Genomic DNA, 24,899 nt, shown 5'->3' with positions numbered 1-24,899 from the left:
ACATGGAGAAATAGACTGCCCCAAAATTTAAACAAGCATTTGATTAAAAAAGCACAAACCTTTTTAAATAAAGGTTTGTGCTTTTTCTTTAAAACATAATTGAAATTAAGAGCATTCCAATTCCGATAGAAGTAAATGTTGCGATTAAGCCTGGAATCATAAAGCTATGATTTAATACGTATTTACCAATACCTGTTGTACCAGTACGATCAAAGTTAATGGCAGCAACGATTGTTCCATAGTTTGGAATGAAGAAGTATCCATTTACTGCAGGGAACATAGCGATTAGTAGTGCTGGTGGAATACCGAGTGATAATCCAAGAGGCATTAAAGCACGTACTGTGGCTGCTTGGCTATATAGTAAAATAGATAGAATGAATAATGCGATGGCAAATAGCCAAGGTGCACTTGTTACTAAATGCTGAATGGATCCTTGAATCATATTTAAGTTTCCATTAAAGAAAGTATCTCCCATCCAAGCGATACCGAAAATAGCAACAACTGCTGTTGCTCCTGCTTTAAAGACGTTACCAGACACAATGCTTTCTACATTTGGTTTACAGAAAATAATAATAAGAGCCGCGATAGTTAACATAACCATCTCAATTGTATTCGGCATGGAAAGACGGGCTAACTTCCCATCAACTATCCATCCTGGACGAAGTGCTTCAAATGAACCAAGAAGTACAACAAGGAAGGTTCCTACAAGGAAAAGGATAACTGATAATTTTGCGCCCTTTACACCTACAAATTCTTTTTTCTCTTCAAGCTTAGGAATCATTCCTTCTTTTAATCGTTTTAAGTATTCAGGGTCTTCATTTAATTCTTTTCCCATCTTACTAGCAACGAATGCTGCTAACATACAAGCAATGAAAGTGGAAGGAATACTCACTTTTAAAATATCTAATAAAGTGATTTTATAGTCAGCTAACATTGCTAAAAGAGCAACTGTGGCAGCTGAAATTGGACTAGCTGTAATTGCTTGTTGAGAAGCGATTACGGCAATCGACATTGGGCGTTCCGGTCTAATCCCTGATTCACGAGAGACTTCTGCAATAACAGGAAGTACAGAATAGGCAACGTGACCAGTACCTGCACATAGTGTGAATAAATAAGTAACAATTGGAGCAAAAAAAGTAATACGCTTTGGATTTTTTCGTAATGCCTTTTCAGCTAGATGAACAAGATAGTCCATTCCTCCAGCAGCTTGCAAAGCACCAGCAGCTGTAATTACTGCCAAAATCATAAGCATTACATCGATAGGAGGCGCGGTTGGTTGTAGGTGGAAGACAAAAACGAGTATTGCCATGCCAACTCCACCCATTACTCCTAAACCAACTCCGCCTAGGCGTGCACCAATAAAAATACAGAGTAACAAGGTAAGAAATTGTAGCCAAAACATGATAAACTACCTCCGAAATTCATTAGTTAAGATATATTCGAATAGTTTAATTTGAATGAAAATTAAATAAATACCCGAAGAAATCCTTGTTATTTATACATTTTTTATTATATAACACAAAAAAAGTAACATTCACGTACTTTTTGAAATTATTTTGAAAAAGCAATGCATTAAAAATTTGTATTTATATCTCTAAATAAGTAGACATTTTGATTTATATGTTGTAACCTTTGAAAGAGAATAAATTAATTCTCATAGAACTCCCATATCGTTCAACTCGTTCAGCGAGAAAGGCAAACTGATGGAAACATGAGGACGCAAAACTACAGGAGCTAAGGTCGAAAGGCTACGCTAGCCAGTTACCGGACGGATAGGGTTGGTCTTGGCCAATGCTTTTACATTGGCTTTTTTTTATTCTCGAACATATTGAGAAACATTTTCAAACAAAATATTCATATATTTTGTTTTTTTGTTTATGTTGATTAAGGAAGGTGGATATTAATGAAAAAATATTGGCATAAGTTATCGTTCCTTCAAAAGAACGTCTTATTAACCGTATTAGTTATTTTGACACTTGTTGGAAGTATGGGTGCGTTAAGTTTCAACATGTTTCAAAATAGTATGATGTCTTTATTTGAAAGGCAGTCTATTGAAACAGGAGAAATAGTATTGAAAAAACTGGATGTAGAATTAGTTAGAGACATGGCGAAAGATCCTACAGCCGAAAAAGTGAAAAAAGAAAAGTTAACAGAGAAATTAGATGAAGTGTCAAAAGAATTGAAAAGCGTTGGACAAACGTATGTTACAGGAGCAAAGCCGAATGAAAAGCGAGAATTACAACTCGTTGGTTTGACTACAGAGTTAACAAATGCGTTTCCTATAAAGCCGGGAGATTATTATGAACAACCCGCTCATTGGATGAAGGCATACGATAAAGTGATTGATACGAAAAAGGCTCAAATGACAGAAGTATATGAAGATGAAATAGGTTCGTGGGTGACAATATTAGAACCAATTACAGATGGAGAAAACAATATTGTTGCAATTGTTGCGGCTGACTTAGATGCTTCCATTGTTCCTATTACAAAAGAGAAGTTTATGATACAGGGCTTACTCTTTATCATTATTTCATTAGCAATTGCGACTATTACTCAATTCTTTATCGTGCGTCACTCGTTAGCTCCATTAAAAGATTTACGAGAAGGGTTACGTAAAATTGGTGAAGGTGACTTGAGTATTAAATTAAAAGAAAGACCAGATGATATTGGAATTATTAATGTTTATTTCAATAACACGATTGAAAAATTTAAAGGGATTATAGATAAAGTAAGGCAAACTGCTGAGCAAGTTTCTTCTTCTTCACAAGAATTGTCGGCGAGTACAGAGGAAAACAGCATGGCAGTTCAAGAGATTGCAAGTTCTATTGAAGGTTTAAGAGTAGGGGCACAGTCTCAAAAAACTTCAGTACAACAATGTTTAGGAATTGTACATGGAATGGAAGATAAGGTAGAAGAAATAACTGGGGCTGCAAAACAAGTTGCGGTTGCTTCTGAAGGTATGGAACAACATTCAATTGAAGGTAATGAAGTGATTGGACAAATTATTAATCAAATGAGTTTAATCCAAAATGCAGTACAAGATTTATCTTCCATCATTTATTCGTTAGAAACAAGGTCAAAAGAAATTAGTGATATCGTAACTGTAATTACAGGCATTTCAAATCAAACAAATTTATTAGCTTTAAATGCTTCTATTGAGGCTTCACGTGCTGGAGCAGCTGGAAGAGGGTTTGCAGTTGTTGCTGATGAAGTACGAAAATTAGCAGAACAAACTGAAGCGTCTGCAAAAGATATAGCGAAATTAATTGGTGAAACACAAGCTGAGACAGAAGATGCTGTAGTTTCCATGCAAAAAGGTTCAAAAGAAGTAGAAACTGGAATTTCGCTTGTTCAAAGTAGCGGAGATTTCTTTGAAAAAATCTCAAAATCAGCGCAATCTGTTACAGATCAAGTAAAAGCTGTTTCTGGTAATTCGAGTGATATTTTACAAAATAGCCAGAATATTGTTCAAGTCGTAAATGAATTATCACATATTGCAAATACTTATGCCAACAGCAGTAGTAATGTTGAAGAAAGCATGAAAGAGCAAGAAATATCAGTACAAGATATTGCAGAATTAGCGACTTCTTTAAGTTGGCTTTCTCAGGAATTACAAGAGCTTATTGGTGAGTTTAAAAGCGAATAAGGAGAAAGTTCAATTCTAATCAAGGGGGTATCTCCGCTACTGATTATGAATTGAACGAATCTGCCCTTTAATAAGGGATAAAAAAGGTGTGAATTTTCACACCTTTATTATATTTAAGAGAGGAATTTACATAAATATGAAATTAGCAATTTCTTATAGTGAGATGGTAAAAGAATTTTTAGGAAAAGTAGAAGGAAGTATTAAAATACCTAAAGATGTGCAAGGAACAGAACTTAGGATAAAAAGGAAAACGGAACTGTTTTCAAATTTGACTCACATTGTAGATTTAATAGGAGCGACTGCAACGTGGTTATATCATATTTCTAAAGAAAAACATATTGTCGTGCTTTATCATGTAAGAGGAAGTTTATTTCCGATTACTATTGAAGTTTCTAATTTTCTCTCCTATGAAAGTTTAAATTTACAAATTGAAGAGCAACTGGAGCAAATTAAAGAAATGAATGAGGAAGAAATAGAAGAGTTTCAAAACGGTAATACGTTATATGAAATGTCACCTATTATTATTGGTGAAACATATTATGAGCTAAAAGACACGAATACATTACAATTTGTATTTAGTAAAAATATGCAAAGTGTAGAAATAATATTTAATAGTGTTAATTGGAAAGAGACAACAATTACTCGTTATGCACAACAAATACAAGGTGTTTTAATTAATAAATCACAAAATAAGAGTAATCATATAAATAATTTTAATATTATTACAGAGGCCGAGATGGCACTTTATAGTCAAGTGAATGATACGACAGCAGTATATCCTGAGAAAAGTATCGTCGATATGTTCTATAATACTGTTACTCAATTTCCAAATCGTATAGCTTTATCTTCAAGGGAAGGTACTTTAACTTATGAGGAGCTAAATAAAAAAAGTAATCAAATAGCTCATATGTTAATCAAAAACGGCGTCCAATTAGGAGACTATGTTGGAATATTTATGAAACGTAGCATAGACACAGTAGTAAGTATGGTAGCTATATTAAAAGCTGGTGCAGCGTATGTTCCGATTGATCCAGATTATCCGGAAAGTAGAATACAGTACATTATTCAAGATAGCCAAGCGAAAGTTATATTGATGAAAGAGACGCCTATAACATGTGATGGGGTTCAAACAGTTTCAATGTATGATAGTGAAACTTATGAAGATATAGATGTAAAGTTGTCTATTCATTGTGATGATGTAGCTTATATGATTTATACATCTGGTTCAACAGGGAATCCAAAGGGAACGATGTTAGCACATAGAGGCGTTGTTAATCTGTATACTTGGATGAAAAAGCAATATGAATTGACAGAAGAGGATGTATTTGCCCAATTTCCATCCTTTAGTTTCGATGCTTCTGTATGGGAGTCATTTGCTTCTTTATTCTGTGGAGGAAACTTATATGTACTATTAGAGGAAGAGCGATTGTCTGTAGAAGCATTTGCAAATGCAATCTATAAAGTGAAAGCAACTTCAATCTTGGCATTAGCAACAATTTTTGTTCGACAAGTAGCAACTTATTTAGCAGAAGAAGATATATATAAGCTAGCTTCCCTAAAAAGAATTGCGATTGGCGGTGAAATGTTGCCTGTAGAGGTTATTAAATTGTGGAGAGAAAGAATAGGTACAAATGTTGAAATTCATAATGTATACGGACCGACAGAATGTACTGTAGTGACGACAACCTATAAAATACCTAGTCAGTTAAATGAGGATGTTGCGAGTATTCCCATCGGTAAACCATGTGCTAATTATCAAGTTATGATTTTGGATGAGAATATGAATCTTTGTCCAATTGGTGTACCTGGTGAATTATATATAGATTCAGTGGGATTAGCAAAAGGGTATTTTAATAAGCCTAATAAAACAATTGAAGCTTTTATTCCGAACCCTTTTAATCCTATAGTTAATATATATAAAACAGGTGATATCATTAAGTTGCTAGAGGATGGAAATATAGAGTTTTTACATCGGAAAGATGACCAAGTAAAAATTAGAGGACATCGTATTGAACTAGGCGAAATCCAAAGTAAAATTTCTCAAAATCATAATATAAAAGAAAATGCTGTTTTTGCTAAGAAGAGTAAGGAAGGTAGCCAATATTTAATCGCGTTCTATACAACTTTAAATAAAAAAGAAATACCAGAATTAGTTTATCAGTTACAAGAGCAATTACCAGATTATATGGTGCCATCTAAACTAATTTATATTAATGAATTGCCACTTACACCTAATAAAAAGATTGATGTTAAGAAGTTAGCTCAGTTAGAAGAAAAGTATGAACCGGTTCGGCTACAAGAATATGTTGCACCTTCTAATAAAGCAGAAAAACAAATAGCGAACGCCTGGGCGGAAGTATTAGGAATTTCAAAAGTTGGAGTGCATGATGATTTCTTTACAATTGGTGGACATTCATTAAAAGTATTACGAGTCTTAACATTGTTAAAAGAAGATTTCTCACATTTAACAATTCAAGATTTCTTTAAAGAAAGAACGATATATGGATTAGCTCGAATTGAGCGAGAAGTAAAAGTAGAGAAAGAAGAAGTATTTCGTGAATATAAAGTGATTCACGAACCAGATACTATCACGTATGCAAACGTTTTGGAAGAAAACCAGATTTCAAATGTCTTTTTAACAGGAGCTACTGGTTATTTAGGATCACACATATTATATGAATTGTTGAGAGATACATCTGCTACTATTTATTGTTTAGTAAGACCAACTAAAGATGTGCAGCAAAGAATTATAGATACATTAACAGGCTACTTTAATGATATATGTGAAGAATGGTTACAGCGTATACAGGCCGTAGCTGGTGATCTGGGAGAAGAGTATCTTGGGATGAGCGAAGAAGAATTTATGTTCATCAGTTCTAAGATGGATACGATAATTCATTGCGGTGCAGATGTAAGACATTTTGGAGATGTAAAACAATTTGAAAATATAAATGTCCAAGGAACTAGCCGTATGCTAACATTAGCGGAGAAAGGTGCTACATTCCATTTTATTTCTACAATTGGTATCCCGTTAGAATTAGCGGTAGATCAATGGGATACATACATGAAAACTGGTGATTTTAATTACAGTGTAGACTTAGAGAATGTATATTCAAATAGTAAACTACAAGCGGAAAACATTGTTCGTGAAGCAATGAAAAATGGTTTGCGTGGAAATATTTATCGTGCAGGTAATTTAGCATGTCATTCAGAAACAGGTTCGTTCCAACAAAATATTGAAGGAAACGCATTTTATCGTCTTATTAAAACAATGCTATTAATTGGGAAAGCACCAAATGTGAAGTGGAAAGTTGATTTCACACCAATTGATTTTGCTAGTAAATCAATTGTATCGTATTTGCAAGATTCGCAAATTATAGGAGAGACGTTACATATTTGTCATCCACATCAAATTGAGTTTGAACAATTTATACAGCTAATTGGAGATTGTGGATACAATCTTGAAATGGTTCCACTTTCAGAATATGTAAATACCGGACTTGCATTAGCGAAGGGAAATGAAGTAATAGCAGAGTTAATTGCTTCTCAAGTTGCAGGAGATGGAGCGCAGCAATCTGAAATTGTAATGGGTACGCGTAGAACGAATAAATGGATTAAGAAAAAAGAATTGATAGTACCAGCAATTAATAAAGAATTTATTCAGCAGTTATTAGCTCATGGTGAAAAAGTTGGTTATTTTCCAAAAATAATGAAATGATTATGCATGCTTTTGTTTGTTCAATAAAATAAATCATGCTACAATGAAAACGAATTAAGGACCGGGGAGCCAATTGGCTGAGAGGATGTAAGTAAACATCGACCCTCAACCTGATCTGGATAATGCCAGCGTAGGGAGTTACTTAAAGTGATGTAGCATATGTTATTCTGTAATAACTTGCATACAAGGCTTTCCTACGCAGTAGGAAAGCCTTTTCTTATTTTTGAAATTTATTTTTATAAGGGGGATTTTATTATGTCACAACAAGTTACAATGTCATTTTCAGTAGTACCACAAGCAAAAACGAAAGATGTATATTCTGTTGTCGATAAAGCAATTGAAGTTGTGCAACAATCGGGAGTTCGTTATGAAGTAGGGGCAATGGAAACAACTTTGGAAGGAGAATTAGATGTACTTCTTGATGTCGTTAAACGTGCGCAACAAGCTTGCGTCGATGCTGGAGCAGAAGAAGTGATTACTTCTATTAAAATCCATTATCGTCCAAGCACTGGTGTAACGATAGATGAAAAGGTTTGGAAGTACCGTGATGAATATGCAAAACCAGAAGCAATCTAAACTTATTACAACTATTTGGCTTATCCTTCTCATTGCGATATGGGAAGGATCTGTTTCATTATTTAAAATCGAACCGTGGATTTTACCAAAGCCTTCTGCCATTGTTCAAGAATTAATTGGGATGAAAGATTTACTATTACCAAATACGATGCAAACACTGCAGGAAGTTATAATTGGACTATTTTTTGCAATTTTATTGGGGACGAGCATCGCAATTATTATGGACGTTATACCGTTATTTCGTATTTTAATAAATCCATTGCTCGTTATTTCGCAAACAATTCCAATTGTTGTACTTGCACCGCTATTTATTATTTGGTTTGGATATGGGATGTTGCCGAAAGTAATGGTCGTAATACTCGTTTGTTTCTTCCCAATTGCGCTTAGTATTTTAGAAGGTTTTCAAACAGTAGATAAAAACATGCTGAAACTGTTACAAACAATGAAGGCGACAAAATGGCAAGTTTACCAGAAAGTAAAATTTCCAGCAGTGCTTCCATACTTTTTCTCAGGTTTAAAAATTGCAGTTACATATAGCGTAATGGGGGCAATTATCGGAGAATGGCTCGGTGCAAGTGAAGGATTAGGCGTTATGCTTACGAGGGCTACAAAATCCTTTTTGACTGCCCGAGTATTTGGTGTTGCAGCAATCATCGTTATGGTGACATTATGCCTGTATTTTATCGTAGAGTTTATGGCAAGAATAACAGCACCATGGATATATAGAAAGGACGGCAGAAAATGAAAAAAGGTTTGAAAGTTATGTTAGCTGCCTTAGTAGCGGTAGGTGTGGCTGGATGTAATCCGGCGAAGAAAGAAGAAAGTGCAAGTAAAGATCAAAAAGTAAAAGTAGTATTAGATTGGTTTCCAAATACGAATCATACTGGCTTGTATGTAGCGCAAACGAAAGATTATTACAAAAAGCAAGGATTAGATGTAGAAATTATTCAACCAGGTGACAATGTAACAGCAGAGCAAATGATAGCATCAGGAAAAGCAGACTTCGCAATAAGCGCACAAGAAAATGTAACGTTAGCTCGTGTGGAAGGAATTCCTGTTGTATCTGTAGGAGCGATTATTCAGCATAACACTTCAGCGTTTGCATCGCTTAAGAAAGATAATATGACGTCACCGAAAGATTTTGAAGGTAAACGTTACGGCGGCTGGGGAGGACCAGCGGAAGAAGCGACATTAAAGACGATTATGGATAAACATCAAGCTGATTTTAATAAAGTTGAAAAAATCATCTTAGGACAAACAGATTTCTTTAAATCAATCGGTCGTGATGCAGATTTCGAATGGATTTATTACGGTTGGGATGGTATTGAAGCGAAGCGCCAAGGAAAAGAGTTAAATACGATTATGGTGAAGGACTTAGATCCAGCGCTTGATTTCTATAGTCCTGTTATTATTACGAGTGAAAAACATACGAAGCAAGATAAAGACTTTGTGAAAAAGTTTATGAGTGCAACGACAGAAGGTTATAATTTTGCAATTAAGGAACCGAGAGAGGCTGCTGATATTTTAATTAAAGCTGTTCCAGATGTAAATAAAGATTTAGTTCAAGAAAGCCAAAAATGGTTAAGTACGAAGTATCAAGATGATGCTAAAGCATGGGGAGTACAGAAGGAAGAAATTTGGACGAATTACATGAATTTCTTATATGACAACAAAGTTATTAAAAAGAAAATCGATGTAAAAGATGCTTTTACAAATGAATTCCTTCCAAGTGAAAAATGAGCGGATTACAAATAAAAAATATAGTGAAATCTTTTGACGGAAAGAATGTATTAGAGAATATTAGTGCCTCTATACAAGAGGGAGAGTTTGTTTCCTTTGTAGGACCGAGTGGTTGCGGGAAAAGCACATTATTAAACATGATTGCAAATGTTGAAAAACCAACAAGCGGGAACGTAACGTATAACGATAAGCAAGTACAAGAGCAAGATGTTGTTAGTTATATGCCACAACAAGATTTATTACTACAGTGGCGATCAGCTTTGCAAAATATCGTTCTTCCGTTAGAAATTGAAGGAAAGCCGAAAAAACAAAGGCTGACAGAAGGAATGGAAGCATTAAAGCAGTTCCAACTAGATGAATATGCAGACCATTATCCAGATGAATTATCTGGTGGTATGCGTCAAAGAATTAGTTTTCTGCGCACATATTTATGTGAAAAGCCAATTATGCTGCTGGATGAGCCTTTTGGTAAATTAGATGCATTTACAAAAATGGAAGTACATAGCTGGCTTTTAAACTCTTGGCATCAAGAAAAGCAAACAATCGTTATGGTGACACATGACTTAGATGAGGCAATCTTGCTTTCAGATCGCGTATTTATTTTATCTCAAAGACCAGCGTCAATAGTTGGCGAGGTACAAGTGAAATTACCTAGGCCGAGAACGATGGATATGTTAACATCACTCGAATTAAAAAAGGATAAAGAAGAGATTTTAAGTGTGTTAGCTCCTTATATGAAAAAATAGAAAAAGCCTTTTAACAGTTTTTAGTATAATTACTGTTAAGAGGCTTTTTTTAGAATATGAAAAGATGGAGAAGGAACAAAAGGGAAAATAGAGAATAGAATATAACAGAGTAGTTTATACTCTTAATATAACAAATGTTAAAGGAGTGAAAGGATAAAATGACTTTATCAACTGTTCTTCAAATGGTTTTAGCTTGATATGGGAGAAGTCTGCCCATTTTTTAAGATTAAGCTAAATTGAAGACAGCAGGTAAAGAACCTTAATCCTTTTTTACGATAATATGTAATGGGTAAGGTGTATTCACCTTACCCATTTTTATATGCATAATTAAATAAGGCTTCATACTGTTGGTCTCTCTATTTAGCTTATGGACGATAAGTAAAGGAGAGAAAAAAATGAGTATATTAACAGTAGAAAATTTAAGTCATTCGTATGGTGAGAAAACCATCTTATATAATGTGTGCTTTCGATTATTAAAGGGGGAGCATGTTGGGTTAGTAGGGAAAAATGGGATTGGAAAATCAACACTGCTAAGAATTTTAACAGGAGAACTTATACATGATGATGGGAACATTGAATGGTTTCCACATGTGAAGGTTGGATTTTTGCAGCAGCATATAGATTTACAAGAAGGAATAACAATTGAAGGATACTTGCAAAGTGCATTTTCTAACTTGTATGCGATTGAATACGAAATGTTAAAAATTGCAGAAGAGATGGCTGAAGCAGTAGAAGTAGAAAAATTGTTAGTAAGGTATGGAGAGTTACAAACTATATTGGAAAACTCTAATTTCTATCAAATTCATACAGAAATTGAAGAAGTAGCAATTGGTTTAGGGCTGTTTGAAATAGGATTGGAAAAGGATGTTTCAAAGTTAAGTGGAGGACAGCGGACAAAGTTATTACTAGGAAAGCTTCTTCTAGAAAAAGCTGATGTTTTATTGCTAGATGAACCAACGAACTATTTAGATACAGCACATATAGAATGGTTGCAATCGTACTTGAAGTTGTATGAAAAAGCTTATATTATTATTTCGCATGACGAAGTGTTTTTGAACAATATTACGAATGTCATTTACCATCTAGAAGAACGAAAAGTTAAGCGATATGTAGGGGATTATGAAAAGTTTTTACAAAGTTATCAAGTGCAAAGGAAACAATTACAATCGGCGTATGTGAAACAACAAAAAGAAATTGCTCAGTTAGAAACATTTATTCAAAAAAATAAAATTCGAAAAGCAAAACAGGCAAAAAGTCGAGAGAAAGTATTGGAGAAAATGCGAAGGGTTGAAAAGGTAAATAATGTACCTCAGTCCTGTTTTGCTTTTACTGTTTATAATGAACCAGTAAGTCGTATATTACAGGCTGAGAAACTAAGAGTGGGTTATAGTGAGCCGTTATTTCCAGACTTGAATTTACAAGTGAAAAAAGGAGAAAAGATAGCTATTGTTGGTCAGAATGGTATTGGAAAAACGACAATATTAAAAACGTTATTAGGTCAAATAAAGCCGCTAAGCGGTTCGATTTTTGTTGGGGACCGAGTAAATCCTGCTTATTTTGCACAGGAAGAGTTTGCTTCAGAAATAACACCGTTAGAGAAAATTTGGGCAGAACGACCAGATATGACAAAGAAAGAAGCGCGCCAAGCATTAGCGAAGTGTGGATTGAAAGAAGAACACGTATTAAAACCTATTCGTTTATTAAGCGGTGGAGAGCAAACGAAAGTGCGTTTATGTGAACTTATCGTAACGAAAAGCAATGTTTTAATTTTAGACGAACCGACTAATCATTTGGATGTAGAAACTAAGATGGCTTTACAGGAAGCGTTACAACAATACAAAGGAACGATTTTAATTGTCTCACATGAACCTTCTTTCTATGAATCGTGGATAACAAAAGTATGGAATATAGAAGATTGGAATGCTGAACAATATGAATAAAGAAAAGGCATTAGCTTTTATGAGCTAATGCCTTTTCTTTGTGATTAACATGATTTTCGAGAACTCTTACATGAGAATTGTATGAAGAAGCACTCTTATGGTGCGCTTATAAGCGTGCTTTTTCTTTTGTTATATTTATAATAATACGAAAGCCTTTCCCTAACAGGTGACTATCTTTCTTTATATATATAGATAGTTCAAAACGGAATGAAAATAATTCCTATATGTAAAGGATAATGTGGATATTATAGGAAGACAATAGAAATTAAAGGAAATTCATGTAAAATTCAAATGAACTTCATATAAACTTCATATTAGAAACTAAATATAATCATAATAGGTTATTGTAATATTTTTGATTTTTCATAAAATTAAAAGTTTGAATTTAGGAAGTCTTGCTCGAACCTAAATTCAAACTTTAGTGAAATAATTAATGGATATTACGTCTAGTTTTCGCTAATGACGGCATTTAAAATTTCGGCAGGATTACCTGTTCCTGCACCGCCAATTGTAATAGATCCACCAGGAGGAATTTCACCATTCCATCCTGCGTTCGTAATTACATAATGATTATTTGTTTTACTACTAATTTTAGAATCCCAAACTTGTGTTAAATTACCGCTATAATCAAATTCTAATTTCCAATTTTTAATAGGAGTCGTTCCATTATTTTTGATTATAATCGAGAAGTTATAACCGCTGCCCCAATTCGAAGTGACTGAAAATGTAGCAGTACCATTTCCATCAGGAGGTGTCGTATTAGCTTCATCCGTTTTGACAGTAAGAGCGGTAGGTTGTGATTTATTTCCAGCAGCATCTTTGGCAATTATTGAAAATGTGTATTCCGTATTAGGTTTTAAGTTTTTAATTGTAATGCTATTTGTTGTTGTACTCCATTTCTCTTCTCCAGCAGTAATTTCATATTCCATAACTCCTACGTTATCAGTAGATGCAGTCCAGTTTAATTGAACTGAGTTTGAATTTTTATTCGTAACTACAACGTTTTTAACATTCGTTGGTGGCTCAGTATCTTTTTGACTAATAGGTCCACCAAGTAATTCTTTTACTAGCGTATCAAGTAATTTTGGACCACTGCAACTATATTTTGGACTTGTACGGCAATCTCCGCTTAGTTCCCAAAACATTGCTCCACTTAAACCTTTCGTCTTTATATAGTCTGTTTTGTATTTCATAGATTCATTGTCATCGTAGCTAATAAATGTGCCTGTAGTTGCATTATATAAATAAGGTACTTTAGCTGTGTCATTCCAGTAGCGTACAAAACCATTTTTATTAACGTAATTGGCTGCTAAATCACCGTAATCATACACACCTGTGTCACCGGTAGAATAATCATCCCAAGTACCTTTAGAAGCAAGTTTCCCATCACTACCTGGTTTGCAAGGTTGATATTGTCCGTTATTTTCTTTGCCACAACTTTTCCAGCCACGTCCGTAAAAGGGTACGCCTAATACTAGTTTATCGACTGGAACACCTTCATTTGTATAAACATTTATAGCACCATCTACGTAAAAATTCGTATTTGCTGCTGGGTCATTTGGATCCTTATATAGAGCTGCATTATGATTAGAAGTAGCTTCCCATCCACCGTGGAAATCATATGTCATAATATTAATCCAATCGAGTATTTGAGAAATTTTCTTTAGCTCTGTATGATCAGCGTAGCGTTGGCTTGCGCCTGAAGCGATTGTTAGTAAATATTGTTTGCCATCTTCAGTACCTGCTTTATTCAAAGCATTTCGGACGTCTTGAAGAAGGAGAGTGAAATTTTGTTTATCTTCAGGACGATAACTACCACCAGGAATCGTTTCAACGCCCGGATATTCCCAGTCTAAATCTACACCATCAAACCCATATGCGCGAAGAAAAGCTACTGTAGATTCAGCAAATACTTTTCTTGTTTTTTCATCAGCGGCCATATCAGAAAAGCGGTTAGACCAAGTCCAGCCACCAACGGAAATAATTGTTTTTAAGTGAGGATATTTAGCTTTTAATCGTTTTAGTTCTCCGAAATTTCCGCAACGGGCATATTTATCGCAATCTTCCCAAGTTGTACCTGAGCCAGGATACGATTTGGTAACATCAGCCCATGGTTCCCCGAGTACGAGAGTACCATTAGGAACCTCTTTATTTTGCAATGGTACACCAGATTCTTTACAGTTCCACGTTTGTTTATTTGGATTATCAGGATGAGTAGAAGGGTTTCCATGTTTTCCATTCCAACAAATATCCGCGAAAGCATAGTTAAGGTGAGTAAGTTTTGATGCATCAATGTCAGCAACTTGATAATTACGTCCGTAAACGCCCCACGAAGGAAAGTACCCAACAATTTTTTGATTTTGCTTTGGTGAATCTGCTAATGCGAGATTTGGAGTAATAAAATTTGTGAGAAAAAGAGGTAAGAAAAGTAGTAGAGATAGTAATAGCAGTGTGAATTTTTGAGACCTCATAGCCATTTCTCCTTTCAAAATAAAAGATATATTTAAAGGCATACGCCAATAAATCAAAATGAATCTAGACGTATGAAACGTCTAGATAAAATGATCAGACATCACGAAGTCTATACAAGGGAGCTGGGGGTGATTAAATCGTAACAAATGTAAGATTTAGTGTAAACGCTTTATTCAGTTGTAAAAGACTTTCTCAATACAAAAAGGCTTGAATACAAACTATATATGAAAACGAAAGATCGGTATGGGAGGAAATAGCTCATTATAAATAAATTTGAGAAAAAATTGTATGGAGCCAATTATTAAAGACGTAGAAAGATAAGGAAATATCATGTAAAATAATAGTAAAAATATGTAAAGGAGGGAATAGTGTGGATGTGTTTTTGAACATTGCTGAAGAAAAAATTCGAAAAGCAATACGGAACGGTGATCTTGATTATCTTCCGGGAAAAGGAAAACCACTACAATTAGAAGATTTTTCAATGGTACCTCCAGAACTTAGAATGAGTTATAAAATTTTAAAAAATGCGGGAATGATTCCACCAGAAATGGAACTACAAAAAGATATATTAAAAATAGAGGATCTGATTGCTTGCTGTTATGATGAAGAAGAGAGAAAGAAATTAAGAGAAGAGTTAACAGTAAAAACGCTTCGTTTTCAGCAGGTAATGGAAAAGAGAAAGATTAAAGATAGTTCAGCTTTTCGTATGTATCAAGAAAAAGTATTTCGTAAATTACGCTAAGAGGGATAATATGACTACATTTAAAACGATAGAAGAATTAGCGACCTATATCGAAGAACAACAATTGGTACTTCTGTTTATTAAAACGGAAAATTGTGGTGTTTGTGATGTTATGCTAAGAAAAGTAAATTGCGTATTAGAGAATTATGATTACGTAGAGAAAATAGAAATATTACTACAAGACATGCAAGAGATTGCGGGGCGATATGGAGTATTTACAGGGCCAACAATTTTATTATTTCATAATGGAAAAGAAATTCTTCGTGAATCACGCTTCATTTCACTTGAAAATCTAGAGAGAATCATTCAATTATTCGAGGAATAGGGGAGGCTTTTATATGGGATTTATTATTGTCATACTATTATTTGTTGTAGTTGGAATAATCGTAACAGCAGTTCGATCGAACAAAAAGAAGGTGAACTTGGCGAAACAAAATAACATACATAATTCATCTAACAGCTCATCACCATTATTTTTCTTTGCTGGATCGGATAATGATAGCTCGCATGATGGCGGTTCACATGATTGTGGAGGCTCTTTTGGGGGAGATAGCGGAGGAAGCTGCGGTGGCGGTGGGGATTGATGAAAATGCGCCTTATATAGGCGTATTTCTTTTTAAACAAACGTTTGATTAGTCGGCTTACATATACATAAACACAGTTAAACAAACGTTTGATTAATATTTTTAACATACTAAGGGGAATGGAAATGAAAAGGGAACCGAAAGTGAAAAATAAGGGGAAAGTAGTGTTATTTTTATTAGCTGCGGGAGGCGTATTTCTTGTTAAATTAGCATTTAAATTTGGAACAATACATATGATTCGAACTTGGTTTGAAAGTACGTTTTCTTAAATAAGGAATATAGCCTCTTGCGATAGAGGTTTTTGATTTGTTATTATTAGACTGAACGGTCGGTTTAAAGAGGTGTGAATATGAGAAGAAGCGCAGAAGAGATAAAGAAAGAAATTGCATACAAAGCAGAAAGTCTATTTTCACAGAAGGGCTACGCAGCTACATCTATGGAAGAGATTTGTGAAATTACAGAGCGAAGTAAAGGAAGTATTTATTATCACTTTAAAAGTAAAGAAGAATTATTTTTATTTGTAGTGAAACAGCATACGTATGATTGGCTTGAAAAATGGAATGAAAAAGAGAAGTTGTATAGCACTAGTACTGAAAAACTATATGGTCTCGCGGAATATCATGTAGAGGACATACAGCAACCAATTTCAAATGCCATAGAGGAATTCTCTATGAGTCAAGTTGTAAGTAAAGAGATTTTGGAGGAACTATTAGCTTTAACTAGAGAATCATATGTTATGTTTGAGAAATTAATTGAAGCAGGTATACAGTCTGGAGAGTTCCGTGAAGATAATACTCGTGATCTTATGTATATTGTGAATGGATTATTATCAGGGCTTGGAGTACTTTACTACGAGCTAGATTATAAAGAGTTGAAGCGTATTTATAAAAAGGCAATAGATGTATTGTTAAAAGGAATGGCAGCTGAATAATAGGTCAGTTGCTTTTCTTACAAAATAAATTAGACTGAACGGTCGGTTTGTGAAAGGGGAATGAAAATGAACGCTTTATTTAAAAACCGAGCATTTATGCTCGTTATGGCGTCTGATATTTTACAACAATTTGCAATTTGGATCAGAAATATGGCTCTTTTGTATTTTATAATGGAGCGAACGAATAATGATCCGGTTTCTGTTTCTTTGTTATCAGTTATGGAATATGCACCTATTTTTATTTTCTCGTTTATCGGTGGTGCGCTAGCTGATCGCTGGAATCCGAAAAGAACAATGGTCGCTGGAGATGTGTTGAGTGTACTGTCTATTATAGGAATTGTCCTGTTGTTAAAGCTGGATTATTGGCAGGCTATATTTTTTGCAACACTCATTTCCGCGATTGTAGGTCAGTTTTCTCAGCCCTCATCTTCGCGTATATTTAAGCGCTATGTAAAAGAAGAACAGGTAGCAAATGCGATTGCATTTAACCAAACATTACAGTCATTATTTCTGATTTTTGGACCAGTGGTAGGATCGCTTGTGTATACACAACTTGGTTTATTTACGTCACTATATAGCTTAATCATTTTATTTTTGTTATCTGCTATCGCCCTTTCATTTTTACCAAAATGGGTTGAAAAAGAGCAAGTGGCGAGAGATTCATTAAAAAATGATATAAAAGAAGGTTGGAAGTATGTTCTTCATACGAAAAATTTAAGTATGATTACGATCACTTTCACCATTATAGGCTTAGCTGTTGGATTAACAACTCCATTAGAGGTGTTTCTTGTAATAGAACGCCTTGGAATGGAAAAGGAAGCAGTTCAATATTTAGCTGCAGCTGATGGAATAGGTATGTTAATTGGTGGTATTGTTGCTGCAATTTTCGCTTCAAAAGTGAATCCGAAAAAAATGTTTGTATTCGGTATGGGCATATTAGCAATGTCATTTTTAGTAGAAGGGCTATCTACATCATTTTGGATTACTAGTTTCATGAGGTTTGGAACAGGTATTTGTTTAGCTTGTGTTAATATTGTTGTCGGTACGCTTATGATTCAACTTGTACCAGAAAATATGGTTGGAAGAGTAAATGGGACGATTTTACCACTGTTTATGGGGGCAATGCTAATTGGAACTTCACTAGCTGGAGGATTAAAGGAACTAACTTCACTAGTTACTGTGTTTTGTATAGCAATGGTACTTATTTTATTAGCGATAGGGCCAGTTCTACGTATGCAAATAAAAAAAGAAGATGTTGCTAATAAAGAGGCACTAACAAATTCGTTAGCTTCGAAATAACTATTGTAAGGGAGCAATATTGCTCCCTTTTTCTTTGAGGAACTTTTGACAACTATATGAGCCAATTATATACTGATGTTGTAAAAACGATTTTACAGGTTAGGAGCAATGGTGTGAAAAATCAAATCTATGAATTACGCACTGAAAATAATATTTCACAAGGCGCATTAGCTGATAAATGTAAAGTTTCTAGACAAACGATAAATGCAATTGAGAATAATAAATATGATCCAAGTTTAGCGTTAGCATTCCGTTTAGCTGAAGTATTAGGAACAACTGTTGATAAATTATTTTTGTACAAGCAGTAGAGTCGTTCATTATAAGTCGCACCTTTAAAAATAAAAAAGATCCTCTTCTTATGAGAAGAGGATCTTTTCTTATAGCGTTTTAGTCTTTGGACTAGGTGGTGTAACGGATGTATTATTTTCTGGAACTCTAGTTAGTAAAAATCCTCCGATAATAAACAGAACAATAATACTAAGAACACCAGCGTTTGTTTTTCCTGTTAATTGGGTTGTAACACCGACTAATACCGGACCCATAATTGCGGCAAACTTGCCAAATATATTATAAAATCCGAAGAATTCATTAGCAGATTCTTTAGGTACTAGTTTTGCAAAGTATGAACGACTTAGTGCTTGAATACCACCTTGAGATGTAGCAACTAACATTGCTAAAATCCAAAAATCAAGTGTCGTTTTTAAAAAATAAGCATATGTGCAAATAATGATATAAATAATGATACCGACATATAACATTTTTTTACCAGTAAATGTTTCAGATAATTTTCCGTATAGTAAAGCAAATGGACAAGCGACAATTTGTGTTACAAATAATATGATTAATAGATTCGTTGCACTAATACCGAGATCGGTTCCGTAAGCGGTAGACATAGTAATAATTGTGTCGACTCCGTCAATATAGAAAAAGTAAGCGATTAGAAACATAAATACAGTTTTATATTCTTTAATATTTTTAAAAGTATCAGCAAGACGTTTGAAGCTCATTCTAATAGGTCTTGGATGACGCTCAATATAGTGTGTTTGCTCTACGTTTTTTAGCATTGGAATTGTAAATAATCCCCACCAAAGAGCTGTTATTGCAAAGGAAATTTGACTAGCAATGCCGACCGATAAGGGAATAGTTCCTTTTTGGGAAAGAATAATAAGAGCGATACAACCGATAAAAGGAATTGTACTCCCGATATAACCTAATGCAAATCCTCTTGTAGAAATTCGGTCCATTCTATCTTCAGAAGTGACGTCTACTAAAAATGCATCATAGAAAATGTTTGCTCCAGCAAAGCCGATTAAGGCGAGCATATAGCACCCTAGCAATAAGTACCACTGAGAGGTTGGAACGACTGCTAACATACTTGTAAATACGATACCGAGTCCAAAGAAGAATGTGAAAAAACGTTTTTTAAATCCTTTATAATCAGCAACTGTGCCAAGAATAGGAGCAAGTATAGAAATTAAAAGTGTTGCGAATGAGTTTGCATATCCCCAATATGCTGTTGAAGTTGCCCCAGATAGTCCAGCTTCTTTTGCAGCTGCTTTAAAGTAAATTGGAAATAATGCAGTTGTAATGACGAGCGAGTATACAGAGTTCGCCCAATCGTATAATATCCAGCTTTTTTCTTGTCTGGACATTTTTTTCATATAATGTTCCCCCTTAAATTTGTTTTACTAACAGTGTACAAAAATAAAAATTATAAAAAGAGAAACAGTGATGAATTTTACATAACTTTTACATATATACACTGTTCTTTACAATTGGAGTAAATCCTCTACAATTGCTCCGTCTGTTTCACCTAAGTGTAAACCGAGTAGTCTAGCGATAGTTGGGCCCTCATCAATAAGTCTCATATACGGTATGGTAATGCCGCTTTTTATCCCTTTCCCAGCAGCTATAAAAATTGTTTCATAGTTAGGTTTTGTTGGAGAGTATCCATGCGTACCAAATGTATATTTTTTACTGGGCGTAACATCTTTTTCGGTAATTTCTTTTATAAAATCTCCTGTATAGTTTTCAGTGAAATAATACCCTTCTCGTGCTTCTAACATGAATAAACAATTACCGTCTGCACCGCAGTCTTTCGCAGCTTCATCATGAAGTATAAATTCAATTCCGTTTTGTTTATTTTGAAGTAGTTCTTCAAAGAGTAGTTGTACCTCCCGAATTGTATCCGTATCATTTTTGTCCTTTACATATACATAGGCAGAGCCGTCGCAACTTTGGCAATAGGCTTTCCAGTCTACTAATTTTCTTTTTTTATTAAGAGATATAAGTCCTCTTTGATGGAATAGCACATTTAATTGTATGGATTTGTTTTCACTTAAAGCGCTATGATCACCAAGGGCAATAATTGTACTTTCTTCGTATAAGTCACTTTCTTTTAGTGCTTGAATAATTTTCCCTAGACGTTCGTCGTGTCTCTGGATAGCAGCTATTGTTTCGTTAGATTCAAAGCCGTGATAGTGTCTTTGTGTGTCTAGATCGGTGAAATGTACGAACATGATATTAGGCTTTTTCGTCTGGATTGTATGCACAGCAGAGGCGAGGACGAAATCATCCAGCTCTGGTTGTGATAAACCATTTCTTATATGGCCGAAACGACGATTTAAATCTAATTGGTATAGTGGGCTACCGCTAAATAAGGAAACTAACACTTGATTTTGCCAAGGTCTATTTGGAAAAATTTCTGGTAAATTGTAATCGATGTTCGCTCTTCCAGTAACAGGCCATAGAAGGGCAGCTGTCGTTAAATTTGCTTTGCGCGCTTCATCATACAATGTTGTTCCTTTTATTGATTTTCGGTACCAATGCCAATCAGGTGATTCACGCCCTGGTTGAAGTAACGTATTGCTAACAACACCGTGCTTGTTAGGGTAATTACCGGTTACGATTGTTGAGTGGCTTGGATATGTTACAGAAGGATAAATTGGTTCTACTTTTTCGACAACCGTGCCCTTTTTTATTAGAGATTGGAAATGAGGTAGTTTTTGTAGTATAGGAAAATCTAAAGCTGATAAACAGTCGAATGATAAAATAATGACATGGTTTGTTAATGCTTTATCCATAAAGTTCCCTCCTGATTATATAAAACCTATTCTTATATATTACTATTAATACCTAGTAATAAAAATATATTTTTATGTGAAAATTTATTTTTATTTTCAGAAAAATTAAACATATAATTAAGTATAGAGGAATCTATGGAAGGAGGAAACACTATGGATTGGTTAGATGGATTTGGTATCTTTTACATCATTGGCGGAATCACGATTATCCTTGTATTTGCTATTTCATATTTACTAAAGAAACGGTTTCCAGACAAACAGTTCGATATTATATTTGCACTTAGTTTAATACTTCTTTGCTTAGCGTCCTTTCCCGTTACAATGATTGTTATTGGTGGGTGGGAAGGAATGGGATATGGATTTATTGGTTTCTTCGTCCTACTTGGTACACTTATCGGTATGATTGCACATCAACTTGTGAAAATTACGCGGAAAAGCTACGTATAAAACTGCAAAAAATGAAAAGAATATATAAAAATAAGAAAATTAGCTATTGTTTTAAAAAAGAATTTGTATTATGATAATCAACAAATTTATTTCGTTATAACGATGAAAAAGGACTAGTACATGTTCAACCTTTTTAGCAGAGAGAGAATCCGTCAGGCTGAAAGATTCTTAAAAAGGCAATATGGAACCTGCCTTTGAGTTCTGCATATGCAGCGGGAATTTCCCGTTATCAAAAAGAGAGCATGCGCAATTTTTGTGCATGAATCAGGGTGGTAACGCCGACAAAGCTCGGTCCCTATTTAGGGACGCGGGCTTTTTTGTATTTTCTAGAAGGAGGAAGACTGACTATGGCAAAAGAACAAGTGCAAGCCATTACGAAGATGGAAGAGGACTTTGCGCAGTGGTATACCGATATTGTAAAAAAAGCCGAACTTGTTGATTATTCAAGTGTAAAAGGATGCATGATTTTACGTCCGTATGGTTATGCCTTATGGGAGAATATGCAGAAGGTGATGGATGAGAAGTTAAAAGAAACTGGCCATGAAAATGTATATATGCCAATGTTTATCCCAGAGAGTTTATTGCAAAAAGAGAAGGATCATGTTGAAGGATTTGCTCCTGAAGTAGCATGGGTTACGCATGGTGGAGATGAAAAGTTAGCGGAAAGACTTTGTGTACGTCCTACATCTGAAACTTTATTCTGTGAGCACTTTTCAAAAATTGTGCAATCCTATAATGATTTGCCAAAGTTATATAATCAGTGGTGTTCAGTAGTTCGTTGGGAGAAGACAACTAGGCCGTTCCTTCGTACGACTGAATTTTTATGGCAAGAGGGTCATACAATCCATGAAACGGCAGAAGAATCGCAGGCTGAAACATTAAATATTTTAAACTTATATGCTTCTTTCTGTGAGGATTATTTAGCAATACCAGTTATTAAAGGACAAAAAACAGAAAAAGAGAAGTTTGCTGGAGCAAAGGCAACTTATACAATTGAAAGTTTAATGCATGATGGAAAAGCACTTCAAACAGGAACCTCTCATAACTTTGGGACGAATTTCTCAGAAGCATTTGATATTAAGTTTTTAGATCGTAACGGTAAGTGGCAATATGTGCACCAAACATCTTGGGGTGTATCAACAAGAATGATAGGCGGGCTAATAATGGTTCATAGTGATAATAATGGACTTGTAATGCCACCAAAAGTCGCTCCAGTGCAAGTTGTTATTGTACCAATTGCTCAGCATAAAGAAGGAGTTTTAGCAAAAGCAACAGAGTTACAAGCACATATTCAAAAGGTTGCACGAGTAAAAATAGATGCTAGTAATAAAACACCAGGCTGGAAATTTAATGAGTATGAAATGAAGGGGATTCCAATTCGATTAGAAGTTGGCCCTAAAGATATTGAAAAGAATCAAGTTGTACTTGTAAGAAGAGATACGAAGGAAAAAGAGTTTGTACCAATGGATCAATTAGAAGAACGTATTCCAGCATTACTTGAAGAAATTCATATTGCTTTATTTAATAAAGCAAAAGCATTTCGCGATGAGAATACGTATGTTGCGACAAATTTCGAAGAGATGAAAAAAATAGCTGACGAAAAGCAAGGCTTTATTAAGGCAATGTGGTGCGGGGAATTAGCTTGTGAAGAAAAACTAAAAGAAGAAGTTGGCGTATCTTCACGTTGTATGCCTTTTGAGCAAGAGCATTTAGCTGAAGAATGTATTTGTTGTGGTAAAGAAGCTAAACAAATGGTGTATTGGGGAAAAGCGTATTAATACTTTTTCTGATAGGTGATAAAAGGACTTTGGGCTGCATAATAAAATGTAATCCAAAGTCCTTTTTAGTTTTATACAGTATTTCATGTACTTTTTAGATGGAAGGATGTTGTTCTTATTTTACGTTTTTACGACGAATAAACAGTAACATACCAATTAGGAATGTTGAAAGCCCCATTAAAATAGATATAGGATAATGCGTTGCAGTATTAGGTAATTTATCACCTTGTTTTTTCGTATTATCTTTTACATTACCCCCTTGAGAACCGTTGCCCTCCTGAGAATTGCTATCGCCTTTAACACGATTGCCACCTTGAGAGCCATTACCCCCTTGAGAACTGCTATCACCTTTAACACGATTGCCGCCTTGAGAGCCATTGCCGCCAGAACCGTTACCACCAGAACCGTTACCGCCAGAACCATTGCCACCAGAGCCATTGCCGCCAGAACCGTTACCGCCAGAACCATTGCCACTAGAGCCATTGCCGCCAGAACCATTGCCACTAGAGCCATTGCCGCCAGAACCGTTGTCACCGGAACCATTGCCACCAGAGCCATTGCCGCCAGAACCGTTGCCACCAGAACCATTGCCACCGGAACCGCTGCCGTCAGAGCCACTACCACCAGAACCGTTACCGCCAGAACCATTGCCACCAGAACCGTTACCGCCGGAACCATTACCGCCAGAACCGTTACCGCCGGAACCATTACCGCCAGAACCGTTGTCACCAGAGCCACTGCCGCCAGAGCCGTTGCCACCAGAACCATTGCCACCGGAACCGCTGCCGTCAGAGCCACTACCACCAGAACCGTTACCGCCAGAACCATTGCCACCAGAACCGTTACCGCCGGAACCGTTGTCACCAGAACCGTTACCGCCGGAACCATTGCCACCAGAGCCACTGCCACCAGAACCGTTACCGCCAGAACCATTGTCACCAGAACCAGTATCGTCCTGAGAACCGTTATTTCCTGGAGGTATATTATTATCCTTTGAGTTTCCTTCTGCAAAATGATCGCTATTTTGTACAATAGCGTTTGTTAATGGTTGGAAGTTTTCAGTTGCAGCATTACCGATATTTAAACCGCTAAAAAAAGATAAAGAGAGTGTTGATGCTAAAATGAAGATTTTCGTCATGGTTTTCCTCCTAAGAGATTAATGTTCCATCTAAAATACATCCCTTTGTAATATTTCTT

21 protein-coding genes, 2 riboswitches and 1 other annotated feature are annotated in these 24,899 nt (G+C 35.2%); of the genes, 16 read left to right on the top strand and 5 right to left on the bottom strand.

Going from position 1 to position 24,899, the window contains the following annotated elements; translation table 11 throughout:
• Window positions 1-88 precede the first annotated feature (88 nt).
• Window positions 89-1,402 (bottom strand): anaerobic C4-dicarboxylate transporter family protein, encoded by a 1,314-nt coding sequence (locus ACUN13_RS21510; RefSeq protein WP_000498704.1) that lies wholly within the window; start codon window positions 1,400-1,402, stop codon window positions 89-91.
• 282 nt (window positions 1,403-1,684) lie between these two features.
• A riboswitch (cyclic di-GMP riboswitch) is annotated at window positions 1,685-1,769 on the top strand.
• 134 nt (window positions 1,770-1,903) lie between these two features.
• On the opposite strand from ACUN13_RS21510, the gene ACUN13_RS21505 reads away from it, so the two are divergent.
• From ACUN13_RS21505 to ACUN13_RS21475, 7 genes are all read left to right on the top strand, one after another.
• The gene (locus ACUN13_RS21505; protein ID WP_000761084.1) at window positions 1,904-3,646 is read left to right on the top strand and encodes a methyl-accepting chemotaxis protein; all 1,743 of its coding nucleotides are present in this window, start codon (window positions 1,904-1,906) and stop codon (window positions 3,644-3,646) included.
• Window positions 3,647-3,782: 136 nt separating this feature from the next.
• Window positions 3,783-7,364, top strand: coding sequence for a non-ribosomal peptide synthetase family protein (locus ACUN13_RS21500; protein WP_445423946.1), 3,582 nt, complete (start codon window positions 3,783-3,785; stop codon window positions 7,362-7,364).
• 52 nt (window positions 7,365-7,416) lie between these two features.
• Window positions 7,417-7,518: riboswitch (TPP riboswitch) on the top strand.
• A gap of 101 nt (window positions 7,519-7,619) precedes the next feature.
• Complete coding sequence (locus ACUN13_RS21495; RefSeq protein ID WP_000082906.1) at window positions 7,620-7,940, top strand: MTH1187 family thiamine-binding protein; 321 nt, start codon at window positions 7,620-7,622, stop codon at window positions 7,938-7,940.
• Entirely contained in the window at window positions 7,912-8,685 is a 774-nt protein-coding gene (locus ACUN13_RS21490) for an ABC transporter permease (protein ID WP_001057166.1), read from the top strand. The genes ACUN13_RS21495 and ACUN13_RS21490 overlap by 29 nt, the downstream gene beginning before the upstream one ends.
• A complete protein-coding gene (locus ACUN13_RS21485; RefSeq protein ID WP_017657406.1) occupies window positions 8,682-9,680 on the top strand; it encodes an ABC transporter substrate-binding protein in 999 nt (332 codons plus the stop codon). The genes ACUN13_RS21490 and ACUN13_RS21485 overlap by 4 nt, the downstream gene beginning before the upstream one ends.
• Window positions 9,677-10,426 carry an ABC transporter ATP-binding protein gene (locus ACUN13_RS21480; RefSeq protein ID WP_000016090.1) on the top strand — a complete coding sequence of 250 codons (750 nt, stop codon included), beginning with the start codon at window positions 9,677-9,679 and terminating at the stop codon, window positions 10,424-10,426. The genes ACUN13_RS21485 and ACUN13_RS21480 overlap by 4 nt, the downstream gene beginning before the upstream one ends.
• Before the next feature lie 395 nt (window positions 10,427-10,821).
• Complete coding sequence (locus ACUN13_RS21475; RefSeq protein WP_000025957.1) at window positions 10,822-12,366, top strand: ABC-F family ATP-binding cassette domain-containing protein; 1,545 nt, start codon at window positions 10,822-10,824, stop codon at window positions 12,364-12,366.
• A 446-nt stretch (window positions 12,367-12,812) separates the two neighbouring features.
• Here ACUN13_RS21475 and ACUN13_RS21470 read toward each other — a convergent pair whose 3' ends face one another.
• Complete coding sequence (locus ACUN13_RS21470) at window positions 12,813-14,837, bottom strand: glycosyl hydrolase family 18 protein (protein WP_089607219.1); 2,025 nt, start codon at window positions 14,835-14,837, stop codon at window positions 12,813-12,815.
• A gap of 371 nt (window positions 14,838-15,208) precedes the next feature.
• On the opposite strand from ACUN13_RS21470, the gene ACUN13_RS21465 reads away from it, so the two are divergent.
• From ACUN13_RS21465 to ACUN13_RS21435, 7 genes are all read left to right on the top strand, one after another.
• Window positions 15,209-15,580: a DnaJ family domain-containing protein gene (locus ACUN13_RS21465; protein ID WP_017657409.1), complete on the top strand. Its 372-nt coding sequence runs from the start codon at window positions 15,209-15,211 to the stop codon at window positions 15,578-15,580.
• Window positions 15,581-15,590: 10 nt separating this feature from the next.
• A complete protein-coding gene (locus ACUN13_RS21460) occupies window positions 15,591-15,905 on the top strand; it encodes a thioredoxin family protein (protein ID WP_000206515.1) in 315 nt (104 codons plus the stop codon).
• Window positions 15,906-15,918: 13 nt separating this feature from the next.
• Window positions 15,919-16,164, top strand: a complete 246-nt coding sequence (locus ACUN13_RS21455; protein WP_000505774.1) for a hypothetical protein — start codon at window positions 15,919-15,921, stop codon at window positions 16,162-16,164.
• A gap of 125 nt (window positions 16,165-16,289) precedes the next feature.
• A complete protein-coding gene (locus tag ACUN13_RS21450; RefSeq protein WP_000817981.1) occupies window positions 16,290-16,433 on the top strand; it encodes a hypothetical protein in 144 nt (47 codons plus the stop codon).
• Window positions 16,434-16,513: 80 nt separating this feature from the next.
• The gene (locus ACUN13_RS21445) at window positions 16,514-17,095 is read left to right on the top strand and encodes a TetR/AcrR family transcriptional regulator (RefSeq protein ID WP_001254439.1); all 582 of its coding nucleotides are present in this window, start codon (window positions 16,514-16,516) and stop codon (window positions 17,093-17,095) included.
• Window positions 17,096-17,161: 66 nt separating this feature from the next.
• Window positions 17,162-18,394, top strand: a complete 1,233-nt coding sequence (locus ACUN13_RS21440; protein WP_025687832.1) for an MFS transporter — start codon at window positions 17,162-17,164, stop codon at window positions 18,392-18,394.
• Between the two features lie 56 nt (window positions 18,395-18,450).
• Window positions 18,451-18,702: a helix-turn-helix transcriptional regulator gene (locus tag ACUN13_RS21435; RefSeq protein ID WP_002023181.1), complete on the top strand. Its 252-nt coding sequence runs from the start codon at window positions 18,451-18,453 to the stop codon at window positions 18,700-18,702.
• 69 nt (window positions 18,703-18,771) lie between these two features.
• Here ACUN13_RS21435 and ACUN13_RS21430 read toward each other — a convergent pair whose 3' ends face one another.
• Window positions 18,772-20,055: an MFS transporter gene (locus ACUN13_RS21430; protein WP_000738812.1), complete on the bottom strand. Its 1,284-nt coding sequence runs from the start codon at window positions 20,053-20,055 to the stop codon at window positions 18,772-18,774.
• A 108-nt stretch (window positions 20,056-20,163) separates the two neighbouring features.
• Complete coding sequence (locus tag ACUN13_RS21425) at window positions 20,164-21,477, bottom strand: alkaline phosphatase family protein (protein ID WP_025687833.1); 1,314 nt, start codon at window positions 21,475-21,477, stop codon at window positions 20,164-20,166.
• Window positions 21,478-21,630: 153 nt separating this feature from the next.
• On the opposite strand from ACUN13_RS21425, the gene ACUN13_RS21420 reads away from it, so the two are divergent.
• A complete protein-coding gene (locus ACUN13_RS21420; protein WP_000383850.1) occupies window positions 21,631-21,924 on the top strand; it encodes a YesK-like family protein in 294 nt (97 codons plus the stop codon).
• Between the two features lie 93 nt (window positions 21,925-22,017).
• Window positions 22,018-22,224, top strand: a binding site (T-box leader).
• Between the two features lie 47 nt (window positions 22,225-22,271).
• Window positions 22,272-23,702 (top strand): proline--tRNA ligase, encoded by a 1,431-nt coding sequence (gene proS, locus ACUN13_RS21415; RefSeq protein WP_001040977.1) that lies wholly within the window; start codon window positions 22,272-22,274, stop codon window positions 23,700-23,702.
• Between the two features lie 115 nt (window positions 23,703-23,817).
• Here proS and ACUN13_RS21410 read toward each other — a convergent pair whose 3' ends face one another.
• The gene (locus ACUN13_RS21410; RefSeq protein ID WP_445423945.1) at window positions 23,818-24,840 is read right to left on the bottom strand and encodes an LPXTG cell wall anchor domain-containing protein; all 1,023 of its coding nucleotides are present in this window, start codon (window positions 24,838-24,840) and stop codon (window positions 23,818-23,820) included.
• Between the last annotated feature and the right edge of the window lie 59 nt (window positions 24,841-24,899).

This window comes from Bacillus cereus group sp. Bce041 (genome assembly GCF_052646455.1).
The sequence above is the reverse complement of the archived record's forward strand: the minus strand, read 5'-3'. Positions and strand labels throughout refer to the sequence as shown.

What these genes read in the sequence shown, in the direction of transcription:
- ACUN13_RS21510 (WP_000498704.1), bottom strand. Translation starts at nt 1,402, where the DNA reads ATGTTTTGGCTACAATTTCTTACCTTGTTACTCTGTATTTTTATTGGT.
- ACUN13_RS21505 (WP_000761084.1), top strand. Translation starts at nt 1,904, where the DNA reads ATGAAAAAATATTGGCATAAGTTATCGTTCCTTCAAAAGAACGTCTTA.
- ACUN13_RS21500 (WP_445423946.1), top strand. Translation starts at nt 3,783, where the DNA reads ATGAAATTAGCAATTTCTTATAGTGAGATGGTAAAAGAATTTTTAGGA.
- ACUN13_RS21495 (WP_000082906.1), top strand. Translation starts at nt 7,620, where the DNA reads ATGTCACAACAAGTTACAATGTCATTTTCAGTAGTACCACAAGCAAAA.
- ACUN13_RS21490 (WP_001057166.1), top strand. Translation starts at nt 7,912, where the DNA reads ATGAATATGCAAAACCAGAAGCAATCTAAACTTATTACAACTATTTGG.
- ACUN13_RS21485 (WP_017657406.1), top strand. Translation starts at nt 8,682, where the DNA reads ATGAAAAAAGGTTTGAAAGTTATGTTAGCTGCCTTAGTAGCGGTAGGT.
- ACUN13_RS21480 (WP_000016090.1), top strand. Translation starts at nt 9,677, where the DNA reads ATGAGCGGATTACAAATAAAAAATATAGTGAAATCTTTTGACGGAAAG.
- ACUN13_RS21475 (WP_000025957.1), top strand. Translation starts at nt 10,822, where the DNA reads ATGAGTATATTAACAGTAGAAAATTTAAGTCATTCGTATGGTGAGAAA.
- ACUN13_RS21470 (WP_089607219.1), bottom strand. Translation starts at nt 14,837, where the DNA reads ATGAGGTCTCAAAAATTCACACTGCTATTACTATCTCTACTACTTTTC.
- ACUN13_RS21460 (WP_000206515.1), top strand. Translation starts at nt 15,591, where the DNA reads ATGACTACATTTAAAACGATAGAAGAATTAGCGACCTATATCGAAGAA.
- ACUN13_RS21455 (WP_000505774.1), top strand. Translation starts at nt 15,919, where the DNA reads ATGGGATTTATTATTGTCATACTATTATTTGTTGTAGTTGGAATAATC.
- ACUN13_RS21450 (WP_000817981.1), top strand. Translation starts at nt 16,290, where the DNA reads ATGAAAAGGGAACCGAAAGTGAAAAATAAGGGGAAAGTAGTGTTATTT.
- ACUN13_RS21445 (WP_001254439.1), top strand. Translation starts at nt 16,514, where the DNA reads ATGAGAAGAAGCGCAGAAGAGATAAAGAAAGAAATTGCATACAAAGCA.
- ACUN13_RS21440 (WP_025687832.1), top strand. Translation starts at nt 17,162, where the DNA reads ATGAACGCTTTATTTAAAAACCGAGCATTTATGCTCGTTATGGCGTCT.
- ACUN13_RS21435 (WP_002023181.1), top strand. Translation starts at nt 18,451, where the DNA reads ATGAGCCAATTATATACTGATGTTGTAAAAACGATTTTACAGGTTAGG.
- ACUN13_RS21430 (WP_000738812.1), bottom strand. Translation starts at nt 20,055, where the DNA reads ATGAAAAAAATGTCCAGACAAGAAAAAAGCTGGATATTATACGATTGG.
- ACUN13_RS21425 (WP_025687833.1), bottom strand. Translation starts at nt 21,477, where the DNA reads ATGGATAAAGCATTAACAAACCATGTCATTATTTTATCATTCGACTGT.
- ACUN13_RS21420 (WP_000383850.1), top strand. Translation starts at nt 21,631, where the DNA reads ATGGATTGGTTAGATGGATTTGGTATCTTTTACATCATTGGCGGAATC.
- proS (WP_001040977.1), top strand. Translation starts at nt 22,272, where the DNA reads ATGGCAAAAGAACAAGTGCAAGCCATTACGAAGATGGAAGAGGACTTT.
- ACUN13_RS21410 (WP_445423945.1), bottom strand. Translation starts at nt 24,840, where the DNA reads ATGACGAAAATCTTCATTTTAGCATCAACACTCTCTTTATCTTTTTTT.